Genomic DNA, 21,281 nt, shown 5'->3' with positions numbered 1-21,281 from the left:
GGATTAAGTTCTTCCGCCGACGGGCCATGTCGGCGGTGCGGTACCACTTTAACAGTACGCTTGTCCTGTATTACGGCGGGTGCCCCTAGTCCCAGTCTTGTCGCGCGCGGCGCGGGTTGAAAGCCCCATTACAGTGTCGGCATGACCGGGCACCCGATCCTGCCGCTCTACATTCCGGTGGACGTCGACATGACCGCGATCAAGGCGCAGGTCGCCGCCACTGGCGTCAGCGCCCCGCCGGCCGCGATGCCTGGCCTGCTCGACATCGTCAACCAGGCGCACGCCGATGGCATCAACCTCAAGATCGTGCTGCTCGACCACAACCCGCCGAACGACACCCCGCTGCGCGACATCTCCACCGTCGTCGGCGCCGACTATCACGACGCCACCGTGCTGACCTTGAGCCCGAGCTACGTCGGCACCTACAGCACGCAATTTCCGCGCGTGACGCTCGAGGCCGGCGAGGACAACGCCAAGACGGGCAACCCGGTCGTCTCGGCGCAGCATTTCCTGCACGAGTTGAATACGCCCGAGTTCCCCTGGACGGGCTTGACCATCTTCCTGCTGATCGCGGTGTTCGCGGCGGCCGTGGGCACCCGATTCCTGCAGTTGCGCGCCAAGCACGCAGCAACGCCGGCCGAGGCGCCGGGCACGACGGCGGAACCGCCCGAGGGCGCCTAGTAACGGCGTCTGACACGCGCATCCGGCGCGGGTCAACTGATGGGGCGGTCGGCCCGGACTCTGCGCGGCAAACACCGCAGGTCACCGTTCGGTCACATTAAACGCACGTCAAGAGTGCAGTTTGTGACTAGCGTTTCCACCGCGTCATATGTGACGTACGGTGCAAATGGTGCTCGTGTTGTTTGTGGCGTCTTCAGAAAGGCCGTGCCTGGCGCCGCCCGTCCGCGTTGAGCCGTAGGAGACCTGTCGAATGAGACGTACGCGCTGGGGACCCTCTGCGCGACCGGCCATCAGGTTGCTCCGGCCGGTCGTTCCGTCGGTGCTGAGCGTGGCCATGCTGATGTCCACCCCGGGCCTGGCCGACGCCGACCCCGCCGCGGACAGCATGGCCGCGTTGATCGCGAACGTCGCCAAGGCCAACCAGCGCCTGGAAGACCTGACGGCCGAAATCCAGACCGAGCAGGAAAGCGTCAACAAGGCACTGGTCGACGTCGAGACCGCGCGGGACAACGCGACCGCCGCCGAGCACGACGTCGAGGCCAGCCAGCAGGCCGTCAAGGACGCCAACGCGGCGATCGCCGCGGCCCAGCACCGGTTCAACACCTTCGCGGCGGCCACCTACATGAACGGGCCGTCGGGCAGCTACCTGACCGCGACCAGCCCGGAAGACATGATCGCGACCCAAAGCGCCGCCGAGACCCTGACCGCGAGCTCCCAGGCGGTGATGGACAAGCTGCAGCGGGCCCGGACCGAGCAGGTGAACAAGGAGTCGGCGGCGCGGCTGGCCAAGCAGAAGGCCGACAAGGCCGCCGCCGACGCCAAGGCCAGCCAGGACGCCGCGGTGGCCGCGCTCACCGATTCCAAGCGCAAGTTCAACGACCAGCGTGAACTGGCCACCCGCCTGGCCGACGAGCGGGACCAGGCCCAGGCGAAACTCGTAGCGGCCCAGCGTGAATGGGCGGCCGAGCACGGCTCGCCCGGCGTCGCCGTCTCCGGGGACCGGTGGGATCCGGGTTCCCCGGCCGGCGCCCCGCATTCCGGGGGCCGGCGGTGGGATGGCCTGTGGGACCCGACGCTGCCCATGGTGCCCAGCGCCAACGTTCCCGGTGACCCGATCGCCGTCATCAACCAGGTGCTGGGCATCTCGGCCACGTCGACGCAGGTCACTGCCGGCATGGGCCGAAGCTTCTTGCAGCAGCTGGGCATCCTCAAGCCCGACGACACCGGCATCACCAACGCCGCACCCGGCGGCACCGCCGGCCGCATCCCCCGGGTGTACGGGCGGCAGGCCACCGAATACGTGATCCGGCGCGGCATGTCGCAGATCGGCGTGCCCTATTCGTGGGGCGGCGGCAACGCGGCCGGGCCCAGCAAGGGCATCGACTCCGGCGCCGGGATCACCGGCTTCGACTGTTCGGGCCTGGTCCTGTACTCGTTCGCCGGCGTGGGCATCAAGCTGCCGCACTACTCGGGTTCGCAGTACAACCTGGGCCGCAAGATCCCGTCGGCGCAGATGCGCCGTGGGGACGTCATCTTCTACGGACCCGGCGGCAGCCAGCACGTGACGATCTACCTCGGCGACGGCCAGATGCTCGAGGCTCCCGACATCGGATTGAAGGTTCGCGTCGCGCCCGTGCGCACCAGCGGGATGACGCCGTACGTGGTCCGCTACATCGAATGGTGACGATCAACTACTGAACGAGGAGCTATGCGCCGCAATAGGTTTCGCCTGACCAACTTCGCCTGGATCACCGCTGTGGTGGCCGGGCTGATGTTGTCTGTGGCCAGCCCCGCTCCAGTGGTTAGGGCCGACCCCGGCCAGTGGGATCCCACCCTGCCGGCCACCATCAGCGCCGGCGCGCCGGGCGATCCGCTCGCCGTCGCCAACGCCTCGCTGCAGGCCACCGCCCAAGCGACCCAGACCACGCTGGACCTGGGCAAGCAATTCCTCGGCGGGCTGGGGATCAACCTCGGCGGTGACCCGGCGCCGACGGCGGCGACCCCCACCAACCCCGGCGGCAAGATTCCGCGGGTCTACGGCAGGCAGGCCATCGAATATGTGATCAAGCGGATGGGATCGCAGATGGGGGTCCCGTATTCGTGGGGCGGCGGCTCGCTGGACGGGCCCAGCAAGGGCGTCGGCGACGGGGCCAACATCAACGGTTTCGACTGTTCGGGGCTGATGCGCTACGGCTTCGCCGGTGTCGGCGTGCTGATCCCACGGTTCTCCGGTGACCAGTACAACGCCGGTCGCCACATTCCGCCCGACCAGGCGAGGCGCGGCGACCTCATCTTCTACGGCCCGAACGGCGGCCAGCACGTCACCATGTACCTGGGCAACGGGCAGATGCTCGAGGCGTCCAGCCTCGCCGGCAAGGTCACCGTGAGCCCGGTGCGCAAGCCCGGCATGACGCCGTTCCTGACTAGGATCATCGAGTACTGATCGCGGGGCCGGCGAGGCATCAGCCGGGCGAGCGTCGACGGAAACCGGCTGGCCTGGAATAGTTGGTCGAGGGCACGTCGCTGCCCGGCAGTCGTGTCCAGTTGAGCGTGGAGGGTTCTTGATGACATCAGCAGGTGGGCCGCCCCCGGGCGCCAGCAATTACCCGGGCCAGGGTGGTCCGTCCGGCCCTCCGGCGCACGAGGCGCCTCCAGGCGGCGGTAATGGGCTGGCCGCCGAGGTCCACACGCTGGAGCGGGCCATCTTCGAGGTCAAGCGGATCATCGTCGGGCAGGACCAGCTTGTGGAGCGGATGCTGGTCGGCCTGTTGTCCAAGGGGCACGTGTTGCTCGAGGGTGTGCCCGGCGTGGCCAAGACGCTGGCCGTGGAGACCTTCGCGCGCGTGGTCGGCGGGACGTTCGCGCGCATCCAGTTCACGCCCGACCTGGTGCCCACCGACATCATCGGTACCCGCATCTACCGGCAGGGCAAGGAGGAGTTCGACACCGAGCTCGGCCCGGTGGTGGTCAACTTCCTGCTCGCCGACGAGATCAACCGCGCGCCGGCGAAGGTGCAGTCGGCGCTGCTGGAGGTCATGCAGGAACGCCACGTGTCGATCGGCGGCAAGACCTTCCCGCTGCCCAACCCGTTCCTGGTGATGGCCACCCAGAACCCGATCGAGCACGAGGGCGTCTACCCGCTGCCCGAGGCCCAGCGCGACCGCTTCCTGTTCAAGATCAACGTCGGCTACCCGTCGCCGGAGGAGGAGCGGGAGATCATCTACCGGATGGGCGTCAAGCCGCCGGTGCCCAAGCAGATCCTGAACACCGGCGACCTGCTGCGGCTGCAGGACATCGCGTCCAACGTCTTCGTCCACCACGCGCTGGTCGACTACGTGGTGCGCGTCGTCACCGCCACCCGCAACCCCGAGCAGCTCGGCATGAACGACGTCAAGACCTGGGTCTCGTTCGGTGCGTCACCGCGCGCCTCGCTGGGCATCATCGCCGGCGCCCGCTCGTTGGCGCTGGTCCGCGGTCGCGACTACGTGATCCCGCAGGACGTCGTGGAGGTCATCCCCGACGTGCTGCGGCACCGGTTGATACTGACCTATGACGCGCTCGCCGACGAGATCTCGCCGGAGATCGTCATCAACCGGATCCTGCAGACGGTGGCCCTGCCGCAGGTGAATGCCGTTCCGCAGCAAGGTCATTCGGTTCCCCCGGTGATGCAGACCGTGGCGGCCAGCGGTCGGTGACCGAACCCCACAAGGCGGTGCGTCATCCGCCATCGTTCGAGCGCGGGCAGATTGACGACCCGAAACTGTCGGCGGCGTTGCGCCAGCTCGAGCTCACGGTCAAGCGCAAGCTCGACGGGGTCCTGCACGGCGACCACCTCGGCCTGATCCCGGGGCCAGGCACCGAGCCGGGGGAGTCGCGCGAGTACCAGCCCGGCGACGACGTCCGGCGGATGGACTGGGCCGTCACCGCGCGCACCATGCACCCGCACGTCCGGCAGATGATCGCCGACCGCGAGCTGGAGACGTGGATGGTGGTCGACATGTCGGCCAGCCTGGACTTCGGCACCACGGTGTGCGAGAAGCGCGACCTGGCGGTGGCCGCCGCGGCGGCGATCACGTTCCTCAACAGTGGCGGCGGCAACCGGCTCGGCGCGATCATCGCCACCGGCGCGACCATCACCCGGGTCCCGGCCCGATCGGGGCGCCAGCACGAGCAGACGCTGCTGCGCACCATCGCCACCACGCCCAGGGCGCCGGTCGGCGTGCGCGGCGATCTGGCGACCGCGATCGACGCGTTGCGCCGGCCCGAGCGGCGCCGCGGCATGGCCGTCATCATCAGCGACTTCCTGGGCCCCATCAACTGGATGCGCCCGCTGCGGGCGATCGCGGCCCGCCACGAGGTGCTGGCGATCGAGGTGCTCGACCCGCGCGACGTCGAGCTGCCCGACATCGGCGACGTGGTGTTACAGGACGCGGAAACCGGGGTCACCCGGGAATTCACCATCGACGCCCAGCTGCGTGACGACTTCGCCAAGGCGGCCGCGGCTCACCGCGCCGAGGTGTCCCGCACCATCCGCAGCTGCGGGGCCCCGGTGCTGACGCTGCGCACCGACCGGGACTGGATCGCCGACATCGTCCGCTTCGTCGAGTCCCGCCGTCGCGGGGCACTGGCGGGCCGGCAGTGACACTGCCCCTGCTGGGCCCGATGACGCTGTCGGGCTTCGCACACGCTTGGTTTTTCCTTTTCCTGTTCGCCGCCGTCGGGTTGGCCGCGCTGTACATCGTGCTCCAACTCGCGCGGCAGCGGCGGATGCTGCGATTTGCGAACATGGAGCTGCTGGAAAGCGTTGCACCCCAACGTCCTTCGCGTTGGCGGCACGTGCCGGCGATCCTGCTGGTGTTGGCGCTGGTGCTGTTCACGATCGCGATGGCGGGGCCGACGAACGACGTCCGGATCCCGCGCAACCGCGCGGTGGTGATGCTGGTGATCGACGTGTCGCAGTCGATGCGCGCCACCGACGTCCCGCCCAATCGCATGGCAGCCGCGCAGGAGGCCGCGAAGGCGTTCGCCGACGAGCTGACCCCCGGCATCAACCTCGGCCTGATCGAGTACGCCGGCACCGCGACCGTGCTGGTGTCGCCGACAACCAACCGGGAGGCGACGAAGAACGCGCTGGACAAGCTCCAGTTCGCCGACCGCACCGCCACCGGGGAGGGCATCTTCACCGCGTTGCAGGCCATCGCCACCGTCGGCGCGGTGATCGGTGGCGGCGACACCCCGCCGCCGGCGCGCATCGTGCTGTTCTCCGACGGCAAGGAGACGATGCCGACCAACCCGGACAATCCCAAGGGCGCCTTCACCGCCGCGCGCACCGCCAAGGACCAGGGCGTGCCGATCTCGACGATCTCGTTCGGCACGCCCTACGGCTTCGTCGAGATCAACGACCAGCGCCAGCCCGTTCCCGTCGACGACTCCACCATGAAGAAGGTCGCCGAGCTCTCCGGTGGGAATTGGTACAACGCCGCCAGCCTGGCCGAGCTGAAAGCCGTCTACGCGTCGCTGCAGCAGCAGATCGGCTACGAGACGATCAAGGGCGACGCCAGCACGGGCTGGCTGCGGCTGGGCGCGCTGGTACTGGCCGTCGCGGGGCTGGCCGCGCTGCTGATCAACCGGCGCCTGCCGACGTGATTCTGCCGCCGAGCGTCACGCCAGCGTGGCGGTGGGCGTCGAGCGTCGCGCCAGTGTGACGCTCGCGGCACGACAGGGGGCAGATTTCGGGGCACGCGCCGTGAGGCGATAGGTTGACGGGGTGACTGACACAGCCACGGAGAACACCGAAAGTGCCGCCGACTACGGCAGACCCGCATTCGTATCTCGCTCGGTCCTGGTGACGGGGGGAAACCGGGGGATCGGTCTGGCGATCGCCCAGCGGCTGGCCGCCGACGGGCACAAGGTGGCCGTCACGCACCGCGGATCCGGGGCACCCGAGGGGCTGTTCGGGGTCATGTGTGACGTCACCGACAAGGACGCCGTCGACCGCGCGTTCAAAGAGGTCGAGGAGCACCAGGGCCCGGTCGAGGTGCTGGTGTCCAACGCCGGCATCTCCAAAGACGCCTTCCTGATCCGGATGACCGAGGAGCGGTTCGAAGAGGTCATCAACGCCAACCTCACCGGGGCGTTCCGGGTGGCCCAGCGGGCGTCGCGCAGCATGCAGAAGAAGCGGTTCGGCCGCATCATCTTCATCGGGTCGGTGTCCGGCATGTGGGGCATCGGTAACCAGTCCAACTACGCGGCCGCCAAGGCCGGCCTGATCGGCATGGCACGCTCGATCTCGCGTGAGCTGTCCAAGGCCGGGGTGACGGCCAACGTGGTCGCCCCCGGCTACATCGACACCGAGATGACCCGCTCACTGGACGAGCGCATCCAGGCGGGCGCACTGGAATTCATCCCGGCCAAGCGGGTCGGCACCGCCGCCGAGGTCGCCGGGGCGGTCAGCTTCCTGGCTTCCGAGGATGCGAGCTACATCGCCGGCGCGGTCATTCCGGTCGACGGCGGCATGGGCATGGGCCACTGAGTCACGAAGCACGAAAAAGACGAGAAGGACGGATATGGCAGGACTGCTCGAAGGCAAACGGATTCTGGTCACCGGAATCATCACCGACTCGTCGATCGCTTTCCACATCGCGCGGGTGGCCCAGGAGCAGGGGGCCGAACTGGTGCTGACCGGATTCGACCGGCTGCGGCTGATCCAGCGCATCGCCGACCGGTTGCCGGCCAAGGCCCCGCTGATCGAACTCGACGTGCAGGACGAGAAGCACCTCGCCACCCTGGCCGACCGGGTCACCGAGGTGATCGGCGAGGGCAACAAGCTTGACGGCGTGGTGCATTCGATCGGCTTCATGCCGCAGAGCGGGATGGGTATCAATCCCTTCTTCGACGCCCCCTACGAGGACGTCGCCAAGGGCATCCACATCTCCGCGTATTCGTATGCCTCGCTGGCCAAGGCGCTGCTGCCGATCATGAACCCCGGCGGCGGGATCGTCGGCATGGACTTTGACCCGTCGCGCGCGATGCCGGCCTACAACTGGATGACCGTCGCCAAGAGCGCGCTGGAGTCGGTGAACCGGTTCGTGGCTCGAGAGGCCGGCAAGTACGGTGTGCGCTCGAATCTCGTTGCCGCGGGGCCGATTCGGACGCTCGCGATGAGCGCGATCGTCGGCGGCGCGCTCGGCGAGGAGGCGGGCGCCCAGATTCACCTGCTCGAGGAGGGCTGGGATCAGCGCGCCCCGCTCGGTTGGAACATGAAGGACGCGACGCCGGTCGCCAAGACGGTGTGCGCACTGCTGTCCGACTGGCTACCGGCCACCACCGGCACCGTCATCTACGCCGACGGCGGCGCCAGCACTCAGTTGCTTTAGCGCGTAATGGATTTCGACGCCGTCCTGCTCTTGTCCTTCGGCGGGCCGGAGGGCCCCGAGCAGGTGCGGCCGTTCCTGGAGAACGTCACCCGGGGCCGCAACGTGCCGCCCGAGCGCCTCGACGAAGTCGCCGAGCACTACCTGCATTTCGGCGGAGTTTCGCCGATCAACCGCATCAACCGCGCCCTGATCGCCGAGCTGCGCGCGGAACTGGATCTGCCGGTGTATTTCGGCAACCGCAATTGGGAACCCTACGTCGAGGACACCGTCGCGACGATGCGGGACAACGGTGTTCGTCGTGCCGCGGTGTTCACCACGTCGGCGTGGAGCGGATATTCCAGCTGCACCCAGTATGTCGAAGACATCGCCCGGGCACGCCGGGTGGCCGGCCCGGGCTCGCCCGAATTGGTAAAGCTGCGGCCGTATTTCGACCATCCGCTTTTCGTCGAGATGTTCGCCGGGGCCGTCACCGCCGCCGCCGAAACCGTGCCGGAGGGCGCCCGGCTGGTCTTCACCGCGCACTCGGTCCCGGTGGCCGCCGATCAGCGCTTCGGTCCCCAGCTCTACAGCCGCCAAGTCGCCTATGCCGCAAGGCTGGTCGCGGCGGCCGCCGGCTACACCGACTACGACCTGGCCTGGCAGTCGCGCTCGGGCCCGCCGCAGGTGCCGTGGTTGGAGCCGAGCGTCGAGGACCACCTCGCGACGCTAACGGGCATCGAGGCCGTCGTCGTCTGCCCGATCGGCTTCGTTGCCGACCACATCGAGGTGGTGTGGGATCTGGACTACGAGTTGCGGTTACAGGCCGAGGCCGCAGGGTTGGCCTTCGCCCGCGCCGCAACTCCCAACGCCGACAGGCGATTCGCCCGGCTCGCCGCCGACCTGATCGACGAGCTCCGCCGCGGCCGGGCGCCGACCCGGGTCGCCGGAAGGGATCCGGTGCCTGGCTGCCTCGCCAGCGTCAACGGCGCGCTGTGCCGCCCCCCGCATTGCGTGGCGCGCCAACAGGATTAGTCGGCCCAGGCCGAGTGCAGGATCGCGTCGACCGCGGCCATCCGCGCCGAACGCACCACGGTGGTCAGCGGGCGCAGCGCGTCGGTGGCGATCTGCGCCTGTGACGACGACTGCGTGATGCCCGCGGCGATGCGGTCCGCGGGGGAATCGGACCGGCTCAGCCCGGCGCTGACGGCGATGATGGCGTCGACGTGCGCGGCGTTCTCCAGCACCCGCAGCGCTCGCGACGGCGCATGGTCGGGAATGCGGTGCTGCCGTGCCGATTCCAGGAGCTGCTCGACGAGCCCGCGCGGATCGTCGACGTCGGCGGCGGCGCCCAAGCCGATGGCGCCGAGGGCATCCGCGGCCGAGCGTACGGCGGACCGCAGCGCGTATTCCGCGTCCCCGAGCTCGTAGTGATGCAGCGGCGGCGCGCCGGGCAGCGAGTACACCGTCCATGACAGCGCACACAATTCGGGTAGGTCCGCGCCGTCGTTGGCGCCGTCCAGATCGCCGTAGCTGAACTCGGGGACCAGCCCGACGGCGGTGGTCGGATCGTCGGGGTTGGCGATGATCACGGCCTCGCCAGCGGCCAGCGCGTCGCTCTCGAACTGCGTCCCCGCGGCCAGCCCACGAACGTCGCCGGGCACCGGCAGCACCACGCTGATGGTCCCGCGCAAACGAGCCGGCAACCCTGCGGACGCCGGCACGGACGGCCGGCCGACCGCCGCGCGCAGCGTCTGCAGCAGCGTGACCGTCCCGGCGTCGTGCACATCGGGCCAAGGCAGTCCCGTGTGGCCCGCGGCGACGGCATCATACGCCGTGACCGATTGCTTTGGCGCCCAAAGGGATAACGCGTCCAACACATCGTCGGGCGCGGCCTTGCCCGCGAGCCAGGCGTTGGCCCACAGGGACAGCGAGACACTGGGACACCACATGATCTCGGAGTGTAGTTGTTTGGTCCGGCAAAGGCGGATTACGCGTATTCTGACCGCATGCCCGCCGCGGTGATTTGGCTCATATTCGCGCTGGTGCTGGCCGGTGCGGAGGCGCTGACGGGCGACATGTCCTTGTTGATGCTTTCCGGGGGCGCGCTGGCCGCCGCGGGCAGCACATGGCTGGTGGGCTGGCCGATCTGGGCCGAGGCGGCGGTGTTCGTGGTCGTCTCGGTGCTGCTGCTGGTCTTGGTGCGGCCGGCGCTGCGGCGCCGGCTCACACCCGCGAAGGGGCTGCCGACCGGCATCAAGGCGCTGGAGGGCAAGAGCGCGCTGGTGCTGGACCGCGTCGCCCGCGACGAGGGCCAGGTGAAGCTCGACGGCCAGGTATGGACGGCCCGGCCACTCAACGACAACGATGTCTACGAACCCGGCGAACGGGTGACGGTCATGCAGATCAACGGCGCCACCGCGGTGGTGTTCAAGGACCTGTAATACCTCTGGAGAAATAGGAGGAAGCACGATGGCTGGGATCGCTCTCTTGCTGGTGGCCCTTGCGATCATCGTCTTTGGGATCATCGTGGTGGCGAAGTCCGTCGCGCTGATCCCGCAGGCCGAGGCCGCGGTGATCGAGCGTCTGGGCCGTTACAGCCGCACGGTCAGCGGGCAGCTGACGTTGCTGGTGCCGTTCATCGACCGCGTGCGCGCCCGGGTGGACCTGCGCGAGCGGGTGGTGTCGTTCCCGCCGCAGCCGGTGATCACCGAGGACAACCTGACCCTCAACATCGACACCGTGGTCTACTTCCAGGTCACCGTCCCGCAGGCGGCGGTCTACGAGATCAGCAACTACATCGTCGGCGTCGAGCAGCTCACCACGACCACGCTGCGCAACGTGGTCGGCGGGATGACGCTCGAGCAGACGCTGACCTCCCGCGACATGATCAACGGCCAGCTGCGCGGTGTGCTCGACGAGGCCACCGGCCGCTGGGGCCTGCGGGTCGCCCGGGTGGAGCTGCGCAGCATCGACCCACCGCCGTCCATCCAGGCCTCGATGGAAAAGCAGATGAAGGCAGACCGGGAAAAGCGGGCCATGATCCTGACCGCCGAAGGGAACCGGCAGGCCGCGATCACCCAGGCCGAGGGAGCCAAGCAGGCGCAGATCCTGGCCGCCGAGGGCGCCAAGCAGGCCGCGATCCTGGCCGCCGAGGCCGACCGGCAGTCCCGCATGCTGCGCGCCCAGGGTGAGCGCGCAGCGGCCTACCTGCGGGCTCAGGGGCAGGCCAAGGCCATCGAGAAGACGTTCGCCGCGATCAAGGCCGGCAGGCCCACCCCGGAGATGCTCGCCTACCAGTACCTGCAGACGCTGCCGGAGATGGCGCGCGGTGACGCCAACAAGGTGTGGGTGGTGCCCAGCGACTTCAGCTCGGCGTTGCAGGGCTTCACCAAACTGCTGGGTGCCCCCGGCGAGGACGGCGTGTTCCGGTTCCAGCCATCCCCGGTGGACGACGTGCCCAGGCACGCCGCCGAGTCCGACGACGCCGACATCGCCGACTGGTTCTCCACCGAGACCGACCCCGCGATCGCCCAGGCGGTGGCCAAGGCCGAGGCGAGCGCCCGCGCGCCGGTGGACGGCGAGCCCGGCGCGCCGCCGCAGCTGACCCAATAGGCTCGCGTGCATGAGTGCGCTGACTTCACCTAAAACCTATGCGGCGCTTGCCGTGTTCCACGCCGTCGACGCGGTGGCGTGCGGAGTCCAGGTGGCCCCGATCAAGAAAGTTCTGGACGACGTCGGGGTGCCGGACGAGATTCGACCCGTGCTGCCGGTCGTCAAGGCGGCCGCGGCGGTCGGTCTGCTCTCGGTCACCCGGTTCCCCGGCCTGGCGAGGCTGACGACGGCGATGCTGACGCTGTATTTCACCCTGGCCGTTGGGGCGCACATCCGGGCGCGGGACAAGATCGTCAACGCCCTACCCGCCGCGACGTTTTTGGCCACCTTCGCGGCGATGACGATCAAGGGCCCGGAGCGGGATTAGTCCCCGCTTCAATCTTGGCGAACGACTGCGCTTTTCGGCCGAGCCCGGACGGGGATCGCTTAGTTGCGCGGCGTTTCGGGTAACTGACCTACCCAATGAGTCGAAATGCTGAGGTCCGGGCCGCCGATCGACGAGCGGCGCAGCGGTCTATCCAGGGCACCGCCATCGGCAACTTCATGGAGGCGTACGACTTCACCCTGTTCAGCCTCGTCGCCACGCTCCTTGCGCAGACGTTCTATCCCGGGAGCAATTCCGACGCGGGCAACCTGATCGCCACATTCGGCACGATGACGGCGGGATTCGTCGTCCGGCCCCTCGGTGGGTTCATCTTCGGCCCGCTCGGCGACCGGATCGGGCGCAAGCCCGTGCTGGTGATGACGATATCGCTTATGGCGGTCTGCGGCGCCCTGACCGGTGCGCTGCCCGGCTACCACGCCATCGGGATCTGGGCGCCCATCCTGCTCACCGTCATTCGCATCGGTCAGGGACTTTCCTCCGGCGGCGAGTACGCGGGCGCCATGACGTTCATCGCCGAACACGCCCCCGACCACAAACGCGGGATGATGGCCGGATTCCTCCCGGTGGGCACGCTCGGCGGGTTCGTCGTGGGCGCCGTGCTGGTGACGGGGCTGCAGACGGCGCTGCCGAGCGCCGAGATGCTGAGCTGGGGCTGGCGCATCCCGTTTCTACTGGCCGCGCCGCTCGGCCTGGTCGCCATCTATCTGCGTTCGCGGATCGAGGAGTCCCCCGGCTACGAGAAGGTGCACAAGGTTGCGGTGCCGATCTCCGTCCGCACCCAGTTCGTGCTGACCGTCGTGCGGCAGTGGAAAGGGTTGCTGATCTGCCTCGGGGTGGAGCTCGCGGTCACCGACACCAGCTACATGGTCAGCGGGTACGTGCCGACCTATCTCAAGAAGACCGCGGGCGTGGGGGACACCGCGGCCCTGGTGATGGTCCTGGTGGTGCTGGCCGTCCTGACGGTCGGGGTGCTCCTCGTCGCGATGCTGTCCGACCGCATCGGGGTCAAACCGCTGATGTGGACGGGCTGCGGGCTGCTGGTCGGGGTCTCGCTGCCGGCGTTCGCGTTGATGCGGTTCGGCGGGGCGTATCCGACGAAGTTCGCCGGCGTAGCGCTCGTCGCCCTGCCCATGCTCTTCCTGAGTAGCCTCGAGCCGGCGATCCTGCCCGCCCTGTTTCCCACCCACGTGCGCTACGGCGCAGTGTCGATCGGGTTCAACATCGCGGTTTCGGCCTTCGGCGGCACCACGCCGCTGATCGCCGAGACGCTGGTGGCCGGAACCGGCAATCCGATGATGCCCGCGTACATGCTGATGTTCGCCGGGCTCATCGGCGCCGTCACGTTGATCTTCGCCCCGGAGGTGGCGGGCAAGCCGCTGCTGGGTTCCGGTGTCGTCGACCTCAGCGCGGCAGCGGCCGCACGGGCGGAGCCGGCATGACGCTTGGCGCGGTGCCCGACGGCGCGGCCGGGAACTTGAAGCGAACCTGAAGATAGCGGGCTGGACAGGCAGGTCCAGCAAAGTGGCGCTAACAATGAGGCATGGTGAGTTTCCCGCGCGCGGGCAAGCGCCCGGCGGCCGGCACACCGCGGGTGCTGGTGGTCGAGGATTCCGAGACGATCCGGGAGATGGTCAGCGAGGCGCTGACCGACGCCGGATACCACGCCGACGCCTGCCCCGACGGCGACGGTCTGGAGGCCGCGCTCGACGGCCTGCGGCCGGACTTGGTGGTGCTCGACGTGATGCTGCCGGGCCGCGACGGATTCGAGCTCATCCAGGTGATCCGCGATTGGGGCGACGCCGGCATCGTGCTGATCACCGCGCGTGACGGCCTCGACGACCGGCTGCGCGGCCTCGACGGCGGGGCCGACGACTACGTCGTCAAGCCGTTCGAGCTGGCCGAACTCGTGTCGCGGGTCGGCGCGGTGTTGCGCCGGCGGGGACGGCTGCCCCGGGCGCTCCAGGTCGGTGACCTGATGCTCGACGTCGACGCGGGGGTCGCCGTTCGCGCGGGACATCCGCTGGACCTGACCGCCACCGAGCTGCGGTTGCTGCGATTCCTGGTCGAACAGCGCAGCCGAATCGTGAGCGCCCCGCAGATCCTGAACGCGGTGTGGGGCTACGACGCCTACGACCCCAACCTGGTGCAGGTGCACATCAGCGGGCTGCGCCGCAAGCTCGAGGCACACGGGCCGCGAATCGTGCACACGGTCCGCGGCATCGGCTACCGCATGCAGGCCCACCGATGATGACGGCACCAGCCGATCCGGCGACCCCGACGCCGTCGCTGCAGCGCCGGGTCGTCGTCGTCGCTATTGGCGAGCTCGCCGTCGTGTTGCTGATCCTGGGCATGATCATCGACGTCACCGTGCGCGCCCAGGCCCGTCGAAACCTCAACGACCGGCTTCTCGCGGCCACCTCCCGCGCGGACGCCCTGGCGATCGCGCGCACGCCGCCGCAGCAGATCGCCGCCCAACTGGGCGGCGGCACCGTGCGCGCGCTCGTGGTCACCGCGGACGGCACGGCCTACGGCGACCCCGCGATCAGCCCGCAGACCACCACCGGCGCGTTCGTTCCCCCGCTTGGGCCACCGCCACCGCCACCGCCCGGCTACCCACCGCCCGGTTACCCGCCGTTCGGGCCGCCGCCGGGCGCGCCGCCCCCGCCGCCGGACGCGACCGCCACCGAGCTGGTGCATCCGTTGCCCGACGGCGGTCGCGTGATCCTGGTGGCGGACACGACGCAGACCACGCAGGTGACCCGGGAGCTCCGCCAGTTGATGATCGGCGCGGGTGTGGCGACGCTGCTGGTGGCGGCGCTGCTGCTGATCGCCGTCAGCCGGGTCGCGCTGCGGCCACTGGACCGGCTCACCACGCTGGCCACCAACATCGCGACGGGTGATCGCGGCCGACGATTGCGCCCGAAGCGCGCCGATACCGAATTAGGCCGTGCCGCAGCAGCTTTCGACGGAATGCTGGAGGCGCTGGAAGCCTCCGAGCGGCGGGCCCAGCGCTCGGCCGAGGATGCCCGGCGCGCCGAGGCGGCCACCCGGCGATTTCTCGTCGACGCCGCGCACGAGCTGCGCACGCCGATCGCCGGCATCCAGGCGGCCGCCGAACAACTCGTCAGCAACGCCGGCCAGCAGCGCGACGACGCGGCCCGTGCTCAGTACCGCCGTGCCAGCCTGCTGTTGTCCGACGCCCGCCGCGCCGGGCGCCTGGTGGCCGACATGCTCGACCTGAGCCGCATCGACGCGGGACTGCCGCTGGATCTGCAAGACGTCGACCTCGCCGCCGTCGTCGACGCCGAAGCCGACCGGGCGGCCCTGCTGGCGCCGGGCGTCACGGTCATCCGGACCGGTCCGGACGAACTGCGGATGAAAGCGGACCCGAACCGGCTGGCGCAGATCCTGTCCAACCTGCTCGACAACGCCCGGCGCTACACCCCCGAGGCCGGCGCCATCCACATCGACCTGCGCTCCCGCGACCACGCGGCCGAGGTGACCGTCACCGACACCGGCCCCGGTATTCCCGACGAAGAACGCGACCGCATCTTCGAGCGGCTGGTGCGCCTGGATGCCGGGCGCGCCCGAGACCACGGCGGTGCCGGGCTGGGCCTGCCGATCGCCAGGGCGCTGGCGCGCGCCCATGGCGGGGAGCTGACGTGCCTGCCGCGCGAGGGCGGAGCTCAATTCCGGCTCAGCCTGCCGCTCGACGCGGGCGTGAATTGAGGGAGCGGTGGTCGCCCCAACCGGATTGTTGGGGCGACCACCGCTCGTCAGTGCGCTGGACGGCCGGCGTCAGAATCCCGGCGGCGGTGGAGGTGGTCCGCCAGGGTGCTGCCCAAATAGTCCGCCCGGTGCACCGGGCGGACTATTTGGGCAGCACCCTGGCGGACCACCTCCACCGCCGCCGGGATTCTGACGCCGGCCGTCCAGCGCACTGACGAGCGGTGGTCGCCCCAACAATCCGGTTGGGGCGACCACCGCTCCCTCAATTCACGCCCGCGTCGAGCGGCAGGCTGAGCCGGAATTGAGCTCCGCCCTCGCGCGGCAGGCACGTCAGCTCCCCGCCATGGGCGCGCGCCAGCGCCCTGGCGATCGGCAGGCCCAGCCCGGCACCGCCGTGGTCTCGGGCGCGCCCGGCATCCAGGCGCACCAGCCGCTCGAAGATGCGGTCGCGTTCTTCGTCGGGAATACCGGGGCCGGTGTCGGTGACGGTCACCTCGGCCGCGTGGTCGCGGGAGCGCAGGTCGATGTGGATGGCGCCGGCCTCGGGGGTGTAGCGCCGGGCGTTGTCGAGCAGGTTGGACAGGATCTGCGCCAGCCGGTTCGGGTCCGCTTTCATCCGCAGTTCGTCCGGACCGGTCCGGATGACCGTGACGCCCGGCGCCAGCAGGGCCGCCCGGTCGGCTTCGGCGTCGACGACGGCGGCGAGGTCGACGTCTTGCAGATCCAGCGGCAGTCCCGCGTCGATGCGGCTCAGGTCGAGCATGTCGGCCACCAGGCGCCCGGCGCGGCGGGCGTCGGACAACAGCAGGCTGGCACGGCGGTACTGAGCACGGGCCGCGTCGTCGCGCTGCTGGCCGGCGTTGCTGACGAGTTGTTCGGCGGCCGCCTGGATGCCGGCGATCGGCGTGCGCAGCTCGTGCGCGGCGTCGACGAGAAATCGCCGGGTGGCCGCCTCGGCGCGCCGGGCATCCTCGGCCGAGCGCTGGGCCCGCCGCTCGGAGGCTTCCAGCGCCTCCAGCATTCCGTCGAAAGCTGCTGCGGCACGGCCTAATTCGGTATCGGCGCGCTTCGGGCGCAATCGTCGGCCGCGATCACCCGTCGCGATGTTGGTGGCCAGCGTGGTGAGCCGGTCCAGTGGCCGCAGCGCGACCCGGCTGACGGCGATCAGCAGCAGCGCCGCCACCAGCAGCGTCGCCACACCCGCGCCGATCATCAACTGGCGGAGCTCCCGGGTCACCTGCGTGGTCTGCGTCGTGTCCGCCACCAGGATCACGCGACCGCCGTCGGGCAACGGATGCACCAGCTCGGTGGCGGTCGCGTCCGGCGGCGGGGGCGGCGCGCCCGGCGGCGGCCCGAACGGCGGGTAACCGGGCGGTGGGTAGCCGGGCGGTGGCGGTGGCGGTGGCCCAAGCGGGGGAACGAACGCGCCGGTGGTGGTCTGCGGGCTGATCGCGGGGTCGCCGTAGGCCGTGCCGTCCGCGGTGACCACGAGCGCGCGCACGGTGCCGCCGCCCAGTTGGGCGGCGATCTGCTGCGGCGGCGTGCGCGCGATCGCCAGGGCGTCCGCGCGGGAGGTGGCCGCGAGAAGCCGGTCGTTGAGGTTTCGACGGGCCTGGGCGCGCACGGTGACGTCGATGATCATGCCCAGGATCAGCAACACGACGGCGAGCTCGCCAATAGCGACGACGACGACCCGGCGCTGCAGCGACGGCGTCGGGGTCGCCGGATCGGCTGGTGCCGTCATCATCGGTGGGCCTGCATGCGGTAGCCGATGCCGCGGACCGTGTGCACGATTCGCGGCCCGTGTGCCTCGAGCTTGCGGCGCAGCCCGCTGATGTGCACCTGCACCAGGTTGGGGTCGTAGGCGTCGTAGCCCCACACCGCGTTCAGGATCTGCGGGGCGCTCACGATTCGGCTGCGCTGTTCGACCAGGAATCGCAGCAACCGCAGCTCGGTGGCGGTCAGGTCCAGCGGATGTCCCGCGCGAACGGCGACCCCCGCGTCGACGTCGAGCATCAGGTCACCGACCTGGAGCGCCCGGGGCAGCCGTCCCCGCCGGCGCAACACCGCGCCGACCCGCGACACGAGTTCGGCCAGCTCGAACGGCTTGACGACGTAGTCGTCGGCCCCGCCGTCGAGGCCGCGCAGCCGGTCGTCGAGGCCGTCACGCGCGGTGATCAGCACGATGCCGGCGTCGCCCCAATCGCGGATCACCTGGATGAGCTCGAATCCGTCGCGGCCCGGCAGCATCACGTCGAGCACCACCAAGTCCGGCCGCAGGCCGTCGAGCGCGGCCTCCAGACCGTCGCCGTCGGGGCAGGCGTCGGCGTGGTATCCGGCGTCGGTCAGCGCCTCGCTGACCATCTCCCGGATCGTCTCGGAATCCTCGACCACCAGCACCCGCGGTGTGCCGGCCGCCGGGCGCTTGCCCGCGCGCGGGAAACTCACCATGCCTCATTGTTAGCGCCACTTTGCTGGACCTGCCTGTCCAGCCCGCTATCTTCAGGTTCGCTTCAAGTTCCCGGCCGCGCCGTCGGGCACCGCGCCAAGCGTCATGCCGGCTCCGCCCGTGCGGCCGCTGCCGCGCTGAGGTCGACGACACCGGAACCCAGCAGCGGCTTGCCCGCCACCTCCGGGGCGAAGATCAACGTGACGGCGCCGATGAGCCCGGCGAACATCAGCATGTACGCGGGCATCATCGGATTGCCGGTTCCGGCCACCAGCGTCTCGGCGATCAGCGGCGTGGTGCCGCCGAAGGCCGAAACCGCGATGTTGAACCCGATCGACACTGCGCCGTAGCGCACGTGGGTGGGAAACAGGGCGGGCAGGATCGCCGGCTCGAGGCTACTCAGGAAGAGCATGGGCAGGGCGACGAGCGCTACGCCGGCGAACTTCGTCGGATACGCCCCGCCGAACCGCATCAACGCGAACGCCGGCAGCGAGACCCCGACCAGCAGCCCGCAGCCCGTCCACATCAGCGGTTTGACCCCGATGCGGTCGGACAGCATCGCGACGAGGAGCACCCCGACCGTCAGGACGGCCAGCACCACCAGGACCATCACCAGGGCCGCGGTGTCCCCCACGCCCGCGGTCTTCTTGAGATAGGTCGGCACGTACCCGCTGACCATGTAGCTGGTGTCGGTGACCGCGAGCTCCACCCCGAGGCAGATCAGCAACCCTTTCCACTGCCGCACGACGGTCAGCACGAACTGGGTGCGGACGGAGATCGGCACCGCAACCTTGTGCACCTTCTCGTAGCCGGGGGACTCCTCGATCCGCGAACGCAGATAGATGGCGACCAGGCCGAGCGGCGCGGCCAGTAGAAACGGGATGCGCCAGCCCCAGCTCAGCATCTCGGCGCTCGGCAGCGCCGTCTGCAGCCCCGTCACCAGCACGGCGCCCACGACGAACCCGCCGAGCGTGCCCACCGGGAGGAATCCGGCCATCATCCCGCGTTTGTGGTCGGGGGCGTGTTCGGCGATGAACGTCATGGCGCCCGCGTACTCGCCGCCGGAGGAAAGTCCCTGACCGATGCGAATGACGGTGAGCAGGATGGGCGCCCAGATCCCGATGGCGTGGTAGCCGGGCAGCGCACCGGTCAGGGCGCCGCAGACCGCCATAAGCGATATCGTCATCACCAGCACGGGCTTGCGCCCGATCCGGTCGCCGAGCGGGCCGAAGATGAACCCACCGAGGGGCCGGACGACGAATCCCGCCGTCATCGTGCCGAATGTGGCGATCAGGTTGCCCGCGTCGGAATTGCTCCCGGGATAGAACGTCTGCGCAAGGAGCGTGGCGACGAGGCTGAACAGGGTGAAGTCGTACGCCTCCATGAAGTTGCCGATGGCGGTGCCCTGGATAGACCGCTGCGCCGCTCGTCGATCGGCGGCCCGGACCTCAGCATTTCGACTCATTGGGTAGGTCAGTTACCCGAAACGCCGCGCAACTAAGCGATCCCCGTCCGGGCTCGGCCGAAAAGCGCAGTCGTTCGCCAAGATTGAAGCGGGGACTAATCCCGCTCCGGGCCCTTGATCGTCATCGCCGCGAAGGTGGCCAAAAACGTCGCGGCGGGTAGGGCGTTGACGATCTTGTCCCGCGCCCGGATGTGCGCCCCAACGGCCAGGGTGAAATACAGCGTCAGCATCGCCGTCGTCAGCCTCGCCAGGCCGGGGAACCGGGTGACCGAGAGCAGACCGACCGCCGCGGCCGCCTTGACGACCGGCAGCACGGGTCGAATCTCGTCCGGCACCCCGACGTCGTCCAGAACTTTCTTGATCGGGGCCACCTGGACTCCGCACGCCACCGCGTCGACGGCGTGGAACACGGCAAGCGCCGCATAGGTTTTAGGTGAAGTCAGCGCACTCATGCACGCGAGCCTATTGGGTCAGCTGCGGCGGCGCGCCGGGCTCGCCGTCCACCGGCGCGCGGGCGCTCGCCTCGGCCTTGGCCACCGCCTGGGCGATCGCGGGGTCGGTCTCGGTGGAGAACCAGTCGGCGATGTCGGCGTCGTCGGACTCGGCGGCGTGCCTGGGCACGTCGTCCACCGGGGATGGCTGGAACCGGAACACGCCGTCCTCGCCGGGGGCACCCAGCAGTTTGGTGAAGCCCTGCAACGCCGAGCTGAAGTCGCTGGGCACCACCCACACCTTGTTGGCGTCACCGCGCGCCATCTCCGGCAGCGTCTGCAGGTACTGGTAGGCGAGCATCTCCGGGGTGGGCCTGCCGGCCTTGATCGCGGCGAACGTCTTCTCGATGGCCTTGGCCTGCCCCTGAGCCCGCAGGTAGGCCGCTGCGCGCTCACCCTGGGCGCGCAGCATGCGGGACTGCCGGTCGGCCTCGGCGGCCAGGATCGCGGCCTGCTTGGCGCCCTCGGCGGCCAGGATCTGCGCCTGCTTGGCTCCCTCGGCCTGGGTGATCGCGGCCTGCCGGTTCCCTTCGGCGGTCAGGATCATGGCCCGCTTTTCCCGGTCTGCCTTCATCTGCTTTTCCATCGAGGCCTGGATGGACGGCGGTGGGTCGATGCTGCGCAGCTCCACCCGGGCGACCCGCAGGCCCCAGCGGCCGGTGGCCTCGTCGAGCACACCGCGCAGCTGGCCGTTGATCATGTCGCGGGAGGTCAGCGTCTGCTCGAGCGTCATCCCGCCGACCACGTTGCGCAGCGTGGTCGTGGTGAGCTGCTCGACGCCGACGATGTAGTTGCTGATCTCGTAGACCGCCGCCTGCGGGACGGTGACCTGGAAGTAGACCACGGTGTCGATGTTGAGGGTCAGGTTGTCCTCGGTGATCACCGGCTGCGGCGGGAACGACACCACCCGCTCGCGCAGGTCCACCCGGGCGCGCACGCGGTCGATGAACGGCACCAGCAACGTCAGCTGCCCGCTGACCGTGCGGCTGTAACGGCCCAGACGCTCGATCACCGCGGCCTCGGCCTGCGGGATCAGCGCGACGGACTTCGCCACCACGATGATCCCAAAGACGATGATCGCAAGGGCCACCAGCAAGAGAGCGATCCCAGCCAT

General features: G+C 69.6%; 20 protein-coding genes and 1 pseudogene. 15 read left to right on the top strand and 6 right to left on the bottom strand.

From position 1 onward, the window contains the following. Nucleotides 1–141 precede the first annotated feature (141 nt). The 9 genes and pseudogenes from AWB92_RS14395 to AWB92_RS14355 all read left to right on the top strand — a co-directional run. Nucleotides 142–681: a DUF6676 family protein gene (locus tag AWB92_RS14395; protein ID WP_085186521.1), complete on the top strand. Its 540-nt coding sequence runs from the start codon at nt 142–144 to the stop codon at nt 679–681. Nucleotides 682–931: 250 nt separating this feature from the next. Then, entirely contained in the window at nt 932–2,365 is a 1,434-nt protein-coding gene (gene ripA, locus AWB92_RS14390) for an NlpC/P60 family peptidoglycan endopeptidase RipA (protein ID WP_085186523.1), read from the top strand. A gap of 24 nt (nt 2,366–2,389) precedes the next feature. Further along, nucleotides 2,390–3,124 (top strand): NlpC/P60 family peptidoglycan endopeptidase RipB, encoded by a 735-nt coding sequence (gene ripB / locus AWB92_RS14385; RefSeq protein WP_085186525.1) that lies wholly within the window; start codon nt 2,390–2,392, stop codon nt 3,122–3,124. Between the two features lie 121 nt (nt 3,125–3,245). Further along, complete coding sequence (locus AWB92_RS14380) at nt 3,246–4,376, top strand: MoxR family ATPase (protein ID WP_067160734.1); 1,131 nt, start codon at nt 3,246–3,248, stop codon at nt 4,374–4,376. Beyond that, nucleotides 4,373–5,323: a DUF58 domain-containing protein gene (locus tag AWB92_RS14375; protein WP_068127098.1), complete on the top strand. Its 951-nt coding sequence runs from the start codon at nt 4,373–4,375 to the stop codon at nt 5,321–5,323. The genes AWB92_RS14380 and AWB92_RS14375 overlap by 4 nt, the downstream gene beginning before the upstream one ends. After that, nucleotides 5,320–6,327, top strand: a complete 1,008-nt coding sequence (locus AWB92_RS14370; protein WP_085186527.1) for a VWA domain-containing protein — start codon at nt 5,320–5,322, stop codon at nt 6,325–6,327. The genes AWB92_RS14375 and AWB92_RS14370 overlap by 4 nt, the downstream gene beginning before the upstream one ends. Nucleotides 6,328–6,448: 121 nt before the next feature. Further along, entirely contained in the window at nt 6,449–7,213 is a 765-nt protein-coding gene (gene fabG1, locus AWB92_RS14365) for a 3-oxoacyl-ACP reductase FabG1 (protein WP_085186529.1), read from the top strand. Nucleotides 7,214–7,247: 34 nt separating this feature from the next. Then, entirely contained in the window at nt 7,248–8,057 is an 810-nt protein-coding gene (gene inhA, locus AWB92_RS14360; protein ID WP_068103250.1) for an NADH-dependent enoyl-ACP reductase InhA, read from the top strand. Nucleotides 8,058–8,063: 6 nt separating this feature from the next. After that, nucleotides 8,064–9,093, top strand: a pseudogene (locus AWB92_RS14355) (ferrochelatase); the annotation flags it as partial. On the opposite strand, the gene AWB92_RS14350 reads toward AWB92_RS14355, so the two are convergent. Next, a complete protein-coding gene (locus AWB92_RS14350) occupies nt 9,065–9,985 on the bottom strand; it encodes a hypothetical protein (RefSeq protein WP_085186533.1) in 921 nt (306 codons plus the stop codon). The pseudogene AWB92_RS14355 and the gene AWB92_RS14350 sit on opposite strands and share 29 nt — an antisense overlap. A gap of 57 nt (nt 9,986–10,042) precedes the next feature. On the opposite strand from AWB92_RS14350, the gene AWB92_RS14345 reads away from it, so the two are divergent. The 6 genes from AWB92_RS14345 (at nt 10,043) to AWB92_RS14320 (ending at nt 15,762) form a co-directional block, all read left to right on the top strand. Further along, nucleotides 10,043–10,477, top strand: coding sequence for an NfeD family protein (locus AWB92_RS14345; RefSeq protein ID WP_085186535.1), 435 nt, complete (start codon nt 10,043–10,045; stop codon nt 10,475–10,477). Nucleotides 10,478–10,505: 28 nt separating this feature from the next. Beyond that, nucleotides 10,506–11,648 carry an SPFH domain-containing protein gene (locus AWB92_RS14340; protein ID WP_085186538.1) on the top strand — a complete coding sequence of 381 codons (1,143 nt, stop codon included), beginning with the start codon at nt 10,506–10,508 and terminating at the stop codon, nt 11,646–11,648. A 10-nt stretch (nt 11,649–11,658) separates the two neighbouring features. Then, nucleotides 11,659–12,015 carry a DoxX family protein gene (locus tag AWB92_RS14335; RefSeq protein ID WP_068103239.1) on the top strand — a complete coding sequence of 119 codons (357 nt, stop codon included), beginning with the start codon at nt 11,659–11,661 and terminating at the stop codon, nt 12,013–12,015. A gap of 95 nt (nt 12,016–12,110) precedes the next feature. After that, complete coding sequence (locus AWB92_RS14330) at nt 12,111–13,472, top strand: MFS transporter (RefSeq protein WP_085186540.1); 1,362 nt, start codon at nt 12,111–12,113, stop codon at nt 13,470–13,472. 101 nt (nt 13,473–13,573) lie between these two features. Next, nucleotides 13,574–14,281 (top strand): response regulator transcription factor, encoded by a 708-nt coding sequence (locus AWB92_RS14325; protein WP_085186542.1) that lies wholly within the window; start codon nt 13,574–13,576, stop codon nt 14,279–14,281. Beyond that, nucleotides 14,281–15,762, top strand: a complete 1,482-nt coding sequence (locus tag AWB92_RS14320) for a HAMP domain-containing sensor histidine kinase (protein WP_085186544.1) — start codon at nt 14,281–14,283, stop codon at nt 15,760–15,762. Before AWB92_RS14325 ends, AWB92_RS14320 begins: the two co-directional genes overlap by 1 nt. A gap of 262 nt (nt 15,763–16,024) precedes the next feature. Here the strand turns inward: AWB92_RS14320 and AWB92_RS14315 are convergent, their stop codons facing one another. The 5 genes from AWB92_RS14315 to AWB92_RS14295 form a co-directional block, all read right to left on the bottom strand. Continuing rightward, nucleotides 16,025–17,506, bottom strand: coding sequence for a HAMP domain-containing sensor histidine kinase (locus tag AWB92_RS14315; protein ID WP_085186544.1), 1,482 nt, complete (start codon nt 17,504–17,506; stop codon nt 16,025–16,027). Then, nucleotides 17,506–18,213 carry a response regulator transcription factor gene (locus tag AWB92_RS14310; protein WP_085186542.1) on the bottom strand — a complete coding sequence of 236 codons (708 nt, stop codon included), beginning with the start codon at nt 18,211–18,213 and terminating at the stop codon, nt 17,506–17,508. Before AWB92_RS14310 ends, AWB92_RS14315 begins: the two co-directional genes overlap by 1 nt. Before the next feature lie 101 nt (nt 18,214–18,314). Beyond that, nucleotides 18,315–19,676, bottom strand: a complete 1,362-nt coding sequence (locus tag AWB92_RS14305; RefSeq protein ID WP_085186540.1) for an MFS transporter — start codon at nt 19,674–19,676, stop codon at nt 18,315–18,317. A gap of 95 nt (nt 19,677–19,771) precedes the next feature. Next, nucleotides 19,772–20,128, bottom strand: coding sequence for a DoxX family protein (locus AWB92_RS14300; protein ID WP_068103239.1), 357 nt, complete (start codon nt 20,126–20,128; stop codon nt 19,772–19,774). 10 nt (nt 20,129–20,138) lie between these two features. Next, nucleotides 20,139–21,281, bottom strand: coding sequence for an SPFH domain-containing protein (locus AWB92_RS14295; RefSeq protein WP_085186538.1), 1,143 nt, complete (start codon nt 21,279–21,281; stop codon nt 20,139–20,141).

The organism is Mycobacterium sp. IEC1808 (assembly GCF_002101935.1).
Classification (GTDB): domain Bacteria; phylum Actinomycetota; class Actinomycetes; order Mycobacteriales; family Mycobacteriaceae; genus Mycobacterium.
The sequence above is the reverse complement of the archived record's forward strand: the minus strand, read 5'-3'. Positions and strand labels throughout refer to the sequence as shown.

Excerpts from the sequence above, each read along its gene's own strand:
- AWB92_RS14395 (WP_085186521.1), top strand. The coding sequence starts at position 142 with ATGACCGGGCACCCGATCCTGCCGCTCTACATTCCGGTGGACGTCGAC.
- ripA (WP_085186523.1), top strand. The coding sequence starts at position 932 with ATGAGACGTACGCGCTGGGGACCCTCTGCGCGACCGGCCATCAGGTTG.
- ripB (WP_085186525.1), top strand. The coding sequence starts at position 2,390 with ATGCGCCGCAATAGGTTTCGCCTGACCAACTTCGCCTGGATCACCGCT.
- AWB92_RS14380 (WP_067160734.1), top strand. The coding sequence starts at position 3,246 with ATGACATCAGCAGGTGGGCCGCCCCCGGGCGCCAGCAATTACCCGGGC.
- inhA (WP_068103250.1), top strand. The coding sequence starts at position 7,248 with ATGGCAGGACTGCTCGAAGGCAAACGGATTCTGGTCACCGGAATCATC.
- AWB92_RS14350 (WP_085186533.1), bottom strand. The coding sequence starts at position 9,985 with ATGTGGTGTCCCAGTGTCTCGCTGTCCCTGTGGGCCAACGCCTGGCTC.
- AWB92_RS14345 (WP_085186535.1), top strand. The coding sequence starts at position 10,043 with ATGCCCGCCGCGGTGATTTGGCTCATATTCGCGCTGGTGCTGGCCGGT.
- AWB92_RS14340 (WP_085186538.1), top strand. The coding sequence starts at position 10,506 with ATGGCTGGGATCGCTCTCTTGCTGGTGGCCCTTGCGATCATCGTCTTT.
- AWB92_RS14335 (WP_068103239.1), top strand. The coding sequence starts at position 11,659 with ATGAGTGCGCTGACTTCACCTAAAACCTATGCGGCGCTTGCCGTGTTC.
- AWB92_RS14330 (WP_085186540.1), top strand. The coding sequence starts at position 12,111 with ATGAGTCGAAATGCTGAGGTCCGGGCCGCCGATCGACGAGCGGCGCAG.
- AWB92_RS14325 (WP_085186542.1), top strand. The coding sequence starts at position 13,574 with ATGGTGAGTTTCCCGCGCGCGGGCAAGCGCCCGGCGGCCGGCACACCG.
- AWB92_RS14320 (WP_085186544.1), top strand. The coding sequence starts at position 14,281 with ATGACGGCACCAGCCGATCCGGCGACCCCGACGCCGTCGCTGCAGCGC.
- AWB92_RS14315 (WP_085186544.1), bottom strand. The coding sequence starts at position 17,506 with ATGACGGCACCAGCCGATCCGGCGACCCCGACGCCGTCGCTGCAGCGC.
- AWB92_RS14310 (WP_085186542.1), bottom strand. The coding sequence starts at position 18,213 with ATGGTGAGTTTCCCGCGCGCGGGCAAGCGCCCGGCGGCCGGCACACCG.
- AWB92_RS14305 (WP_085186540.1), bottom strand. The coding sequence starts at position 19,676 with ATGAGTCGAAATGCTGAGGTCCGGGCCGCCGATCGACGAGCGGCGCAG.
- AWB92_RS14300 (WP_068103239.1), bottom strand. The coding sequence starts at position 20,128 with ATGAGTGCGCTGACTTCACCTAAAACCTATGCGGCGCTTGCCGTGTTC.
- AWB92_RS14295 (WP_085186538.1), bottom strand. The coding sequence starts at position 21,281 with ATGGCTGGGATCGCTCTCTTGCTGGTGGCCCTTGCGATCATCGTCTTT.